This is a genomic window from Tenebrionibacter intestinalis (genome assembly GCF_016632365.1).
Taxonomy (GTDB): domain Bacteria; phylum Pseudomonadota; class Gammaproteobacteria; order Enterobacterales; family Enterobacteriaceae; genus Tenebrionibacter; species Tenebrionibacter intestinalis.
In genome coordinates this window covers 1-5,709 of sequence record NZ_JAEPBH010000076.1, presented here as the reverse complement: position 1 = coordinate 5,709, position 5,709 = coordinate 1, and the positions used below count along the sequence as shown (strand labels likewise).

4 protein-coding genes and 4 tRNA genes are annotated in these 5,709 nt (G+C 51.5%); 4 read left to right on the top strand and 4 right to left on the bottom strand.

The annotated features are described in order from the left end of the window. Positions 1-98: 98 nt before the first annotated feature. The 3 genes from JJB97_RS17310 to JJB97_RS17300 all read right to left on the bottom strand — a co-directional run bounded on the left by JJB97_RS17310 (position 99) and on the right by JJB97_RS17300 (position 2,714). Positions 99-2,288, bottom strand: coding sequence for an EAL domain-containing protein (locus tag JJB97_RS17310; RefSeq protein WP_238715330.1), 2,190 nt, complete (start codon positions 2,286-2,288; stop codon positions 99-101). A 232-nt stretch (positions 2,289-2,520) separates the two neighbouring features. After that, positions 2,521-2,596 (bottom strand) — tRNA-Ala (locus JJB97_RS17305). Positions 2,597-2,638: 42 nt separating this feature from the next. Next, positions 2,639-2,714 (bottom strand) — tRNA-Ala (locus JJB97_RS17300). A gap of 223 nt (positions 2,715-2,937) precedes the next feature. Between JJB97_RS17300 and JJB97_RS17295 the strand changes: the two genes are divergently transcribed. Then, positions 2,938-3,300, top strand: a complete 363-nt coding sequence (locus JJB97_RS17295) for a YfeC-like transcriptional regulator (RefSeq protein ID WP_238715329.1) — start codon at positions 2,938-2,940, stop codon at positions 3,298-3,300. Continuing rightward, positions 3,297-3,686, top strand: a complete 390-nt coding sequence (locus JJB97_RS17290) for a YfeC-like transcriptional regulator (protein ID WP_238715328.1) — start codon at positions 3,297-3,299, stop codon at positions 3,684-3,686. Before JJB97_RS17295 ends, JJB97_RS17290 begins: the two co-directional genes overlap by 4 nt. 37 nt (positions 3,687-3,723) lie before the next feature. Here the strand turns inward: JJB97_RS17290 and gltX are convergent, their stop codons facing one another. Further along, a complete protein-coding gene (gene gltX, locus JJB97_RS17285) occupies positions 3,724-5,136 on the bottom strand; it encodes a glutamate--tRNA ligase (protein ID WP_238715327.1) in 1,413 nt (470 codons plus the stop codon). A gap of 301 nt (positions 5,137-5,437) precedes the next feature. Here gltX and JJB97_RS17280 point away from each other — a divergent pair. Both JJB97_RS17280 and JJB97_RS17275 read left to right on the top strand, forming a co-directional pair. Next, positions 5,438-5,513: transfer RNA gene (locus JJB97_RS17280), tRNA-Val, on the top strand. A 43-nt stretch (positions 5,514-5,556) separates the two neighbouring features. Beyond that, positions 5,557-5,632: transfer RNA gene (locus JJB97_RS17275), tRNA-Val, on the top strand. Positions 5,633-5,709: the final 77 nt, after the last annotated feature.

Below are 5,709 nucleotides of genomic sequence, written 5' to 3'. Positions count from 1 at the left end.
CGAAATCAATGCCCCCTTCTAAGAAGGGGGATTTTTACTGTACTTCATCCAACTTGACTGCGACAGGATGGGGTTTGTCAGCAGTCTCAACCGGGGAGCTAGCGAACCAGCGGCTCAGGCTTGCCAATCAGCCAGCCCTGAAGAAAATCCACCCCAAAACTCAATAGCAGATCGCGCTGCTCCGGCGTCTCGACATATTCCGCAACAACCTCCCAGCCCCGGGCATGGGCCAGATCGCAAATAGATTTCACAATCTGCGCATCCAGGCTATTCGTCAAAATTTCCGTAATAAAACAGCCGTCAATTTTAATAATATCAGCGCGCAAATCCCGTAAACGCTTGTAATTGGCATACCCCGTGCCAAAATCATCAATGGCAATACGAAAGCCGCTGCCGCGTAATAGCGCAATATTCTGAAGACTGGTTTCGACATCCGAAAGCGCCTGCGCCTCGGTTACTTCAATAATAACGGTTTGCGGCGCCACGCCATAACGTTCAAACAGCGCCACAATATCGCGCCCGGCCTCCTTTTGCATCAGTGTGAACGGCATCAGGTTAACGGAAAAGCGTGCGCTTCTACAGGCCGCAGGATGAAGGCGCAACCAACCCAGCAGTTTTTTCAACACTTGCATATCAAAGCGCGCGCTAAGATTGAACTCAGCCACAATGGGAATAAATTTGTCCGGTACAATCATTGCCCCTTTGTCATCGAACATCCGACACAAAATTTCACTGTACCCCTGCCCTTCCCGGTTATGAATCGGCTGTGCGTAGAGCGAAAACCGATCGTTTTCCACCGCCGCCTTTATCTGGCGCAACAGTTGTACACGCTCTGACGTCACGTCTGAAACAGCTCCTTCACAGTCGTTAAGGGCTGCCACCCTGTGTTCGCTACAGGCCTGATGGGCCAGCCAGCCCAGTTGACCAAGCATCCGGTGCATTTCATCAGGCGTAAGATGCAGGGCTCTGCCCCACGCTGCGCCAAATTCAATATCCAGCGAATCGCCATTCCAGGATATATTGCGGCTATTGAGTAAATCAACCATATGGCTCAGACGCTGCTGCGGCTCCGGTCCCCGAAGAAAAATAAGCAATTCACTACCGGGAAGCTGGAACACCCGTTCGCCATCGTGAAGCCACGGCGCGAGTAATTGCGTAACCTTACGTTTGCAATAAATACGCAGCGCCATACCGTAGTGTTGACTCCAAAACTCAAGGTTAGCCATACGCAGGCAGCAAAGCACGCCGCCGGGATAGCCAACAACATGCTGCTCCAGCGCGCGTAAATTCGGCAGCTGCGTCAACGGATCGGTCATGGCCTGCGCGTAGTAAATTTGTCGCGCCCATACGCTTTTACAGTACAGATTAGACATATAGAGCAGGCAAACGGTAAACGAAATAAAGACAGACAGGATAAACGTCAGCGCCGTACTGGTACGCACCCCGTAAAGAAAGTTTTCGCTCAACGTCAACAGCAACCAGGTCGAAAACGCCCATAAAAAATGGGTGGTGCGCACGCCAAAATGGCGAATACCGATGGTAAAAACAATAAAAATAAGCGGTACCAGATAACCAGAAATAAGAATAGTATGGGTAGGCCAGCACAGCGTCAGCAACAGCATTGCCAACATCGCCAACCAGCCGATGGCCCATCCACGTCTGGCCGCGGTAAAGCTAAGGAATAGCTCGCTACGCAAAAACGCGCGGGCATACGCCAGGCTCAACATCATACGTAGCGGATAATAAAAGAGGAAAGTGAAAATCAGCCCGGCGGCGGTCATGCCTAACATATCGACAATAATAAAGAGCGTGGAGCTATGGCCAAAATAGTGCGTAAGCTGCGCGGGGAAATCGATCCACTGGCCAGAAAAATACATGGCAAGCTTCATGGATGAAGGCGTCACAAAGCCAAACCAGAACAGACGGGCGCCCAATCCTTTCCCTAACGGCCGAAACCGCCAGCGGCTGCCGAGAAAAACGCGCAGCAGGGCGCATGCCAGTATCAATGGCCCTAACAGACAAAAAATAAACACCCACATCTGCAGCGCTGGTAGCTGAAAAACAACGGTAAAAAATAACGCCAGCGCAATTAACAGCGGCAGTATAACTACCCTGCCAAAAATCAGCGTCATTGCCATTACTACGCTCAGAGGCAGCCACGTCAGAAAGATATCACTGCCGTCAATAACGGCTCGCGGGGAGAGGGCGCGGGAAATAAACAGCAGAGGCAGCAGCAGAGCCAGCGCGGTAATTGATTTTCGTAACGAAAATAAAGCAAGTCTCGTCATTGAGCCGGTGTGTCCAACAAAAGAGGGCTGATAAAGACAAAGAAATGATAGATTTATTGAGAAGATCAGGCAAGAAAATGCGCTTAAACCGCATTTTTAACGCCTGAACAGCTATTTTAGCCGCAAATTTGAAGCATATGACGCACGGCGGCAACCAGGATGCGTTAAAAAAACCCCCGCCTGACGGCGAGGGTTTGAANAAAAACCCCCGCCTGACGGCGAGGGTTTGAATTGGTGGAGCTAAGCGGGATCGAACCGCTGACCTCCTGCATGCCATGCAGGCGCTCTCCCAGCTGAGCTATAGCCCCGACGGACATCTGTTTGGTTTACTCACCAAACCCAGACAGGTTTGGTGGAGCTAAGCGGGATCGAACCGCTGACCTCCTGCATGCCATGCAGGCGCTCTCCCAGCTGAGCTATAGCCCCGTGTAAACATCATGTCGCGTTGACGAGCGGCATAATAAGAATTCCCTGTTCCTGTGTCAACGGCAAATTCAACGTCCTTGTTCAACCGCTGAAAAAGCCGTCACATTCATCAGTTTTTCTTCAGTTTCCGTCGCTTGTAGTTAAACATGTCACAGATTCGAGTAATATGATGTAGTAAGATGAACCTGTAATATTACGCAGTTAACAATAAGGAAGATTCTCAGTGTTCAGGGATCGAATGACGCCGGAAGAGCTGGCATTAATGACGGGATACAGCCGACAAACCATTAATAAATGGGTGCGAAAGGAAGAATGGGAAACGTCTCCACGCCCGGGCGTTCAGGGGGGAAAAGCTCGTCTTATCCATGTAGACGAGCGTGTAAAGAATTTTATTCTCAGCGCTCAACGCATGGCCGAAGATGCTGCCAATTATCGCGCCACTGACGCCTCCCTTGAAAGCCTGATACTTAACTCTCTAAAGGAGATAACCCCGGCAGAGCACAGGCAAATGACTTCATTTTTATTGCGTGAAGGCATAAGCGGCTTGCTACTGCGATTGGGTATCCGCGACATCAATAACACATGATGAACTTTAAACCGAAAATGACGCCGCAGGAGCTATCGGAACTGACCGGCTATACACCGCAGACGTTAAATCGCTGGGTCAGAAAGTTTGGCTGGAAAACGTCAACCCTGCCCGGCGTAAAAGGAGGACGCGCTCACGTAATCCATGTGGACGACGATGTGCGTGAATATTTAATGAATACGCCGCTGATGCGTAACGCCCAGCAGGCGCAACTGGCTGAACCAGAAAGCCATTATGCGGTTAAAGGCGATAGCCTGGAATATCTGTGGCTGGCTTCATTGCGCCAGCTAACCGAAAGCGAGCGCGAACAGCTTCACACATTGCTTTATCGCGAAGGCATCGGTGGGATCATCCGCCGCCTCGGTCTACAGGAAGACAGACAATAAAAAAGCCTCCCACAGGAGGCTCAGAACGCATTAAACGTTACTGCTGCTCACGCTGCGCGATAAACGCCAGCGCCTGCTCGATACGTGCGATGCTGCGCGCCTTGCCGATAGCGTGTACAGTGACATCCAGCGCAGGCGACTGCCCCGCGCCTGTGATCGCCACACGCAGCGGCATACCGACTTTCCCCATTCCGACGCCCAGCGCATCTGCGGTTTCCTGAATAGCATCGTGAATATTTTGCGCATTCCACTCATGAATGGCTAAAAGCTTATCGCGTACCAGCTCCAGCGGCTGGCGAGCAACCGGACGTAAATGCTTCTTCGCCGCATCGGCGTCAAAACTGGCGAAATCTTCATAGAAGTAACGACAGTTGGCCGCCATTTCCTTCAGGGTTTTGCAACGTTCGCCTAACAGCGTCACTAACTCAGACAATTGCGGACCATGACGGGTATCAATATTTTCATGCTCAATATGCCAGCGCAGGTGCGTTGCAACATATTCCGGAGGCAGCGTATTGATATAGTGATGATTCAACCATTGCAGCTTATCGGTATTAAACGCGCTGGCAGATTTGCTTACGGCGCCCAGCGTAAATAGCGCAATCATCTCTTCGCGAGTAAAGATTTCCCGATCGCCATGTGACCAGCCCAGGCGCACGAGGTAGTTGAGCAAGGCTTCCGGTAAATAGCCATCATCGCGATACTGCATAACGCTCACCGCGCCGTGGCGTTTGGAAAGCTTTTTACCATCGTCGCCGTTAATCATGGATACATGCGCATACAGCGGCACCGGCGCGCCCAGAGCTTTAAGAATATTGATCTGACGCGGCGTGTTGTTGATATGATCTTCGCCTCGGATCACATGCGTGATCTCCATATCCCAGTCATCCACCACCACGCAGAAATTATAAGTTGGCGAACCATCCGTGCGACGGATGATCAGATCATCCAGCTCAAGGTTACTAATTTCGATAGGCCCACGAATCTGATCGTCAAACACCACAGCGCCTTCCTGCGGGTTCGCAAAACGCACAACGTGCGGTTCATCAGCCGCATGCTCTGAACAATCATGACGGCAGCGCCCGTCGTAACGCGGCTTTTCGCCCTTCGCCATCTGCTCTTCGCGCAGTTGTTCCAGGCGCTCTTTAGAGCAATAACATTTGTAAGCCGTTCCCGCTTCCAGCATTCCATCAATCACGCTATTGTAACGATCGAAGCGTTTGGTCTGATAATACGGGCCTTCATCCCAGTCCAGGCTTAACCAGTTCATACCATCCATAATGGCATCGATTGCCTGCTGGGTGGAACGTTCCAGATCGGTATCTTCAATACGCAGCACGAATTCACCGCCGTGATTGCGGGCAAACAGCCAGGAATACAGCGCAGTACGGGCGCCGCCAACGTGCAGATAGCCAGTCGGGCTGGGAGCGAAGCGGGTTTTGATTTTCATTAAACGGCCTTTATAACGTAAAAATGCCGGAAGCCGGCAAGCCTGAGAAACAGAACGTGAGGCATTCTACCACCGTGGGCTGAATCCTCAACGTGACCGCAGGTATTTCTGACAATGGTATAACATATGCCGGGTGGATATCCCCCGCAAGGCGCAGGCAGTTGGCTCAATTCGTTGACAAAACAGGCATTGCGGTGAGTTCGGCCATTGGCCTGCCTAATTTTACAACGAACAAACAAAAACTGAGGAAAATGCGTTGACTCATTGTCAGCTATCCCTATAATGCGACTCCACACAGCGGGGGTGATTAGCTCAGTTGGTAGAGCATCTCCTTTACACGGAGGGGGTCGGCGGTTCGAGCCCGTCATCACCCACCATCAACCCTGATGCCCGCCGTGAGAGCATGCAGTCTGAGAGTATGGGTGATTAGCTCAGTTGGTAGAGCATCTCCTTTACACGGAGGGGGTCGGCGGTTCGAGCCCGTCATCACCCACCATATTCTCCCGCGCCGTGTGTTCTACAGGCAGTACCGAAATGGGTGATTAGCTCAGTTGGTAGAGCATCTCCTTTACA

Bases quoted from the DNA above. Each gene is read 5' to 3' on its own strand.
- JJB97_RS17310 (WP_238715330.1), bottom strand. From the start codon at position 2,288: ATGACGAGACTTGCTTTATTTTCGTTACGAAAATCAATTACCGCGCTG.
- JJB97_RS17290 (WP_238715328.1), top strand. From the start codon at position 3,297: ATGATGAACTTTAAACCGAAAATGACGCCGCAGGAGCTATCGGAACTG.
- gltX (WP_238715327.1), bottom strand. From the start codon at position 5,136: ATGAAAATCAAAACCCGCTTCGCTCCCAGCCCGACTGGCTATCTGCAC.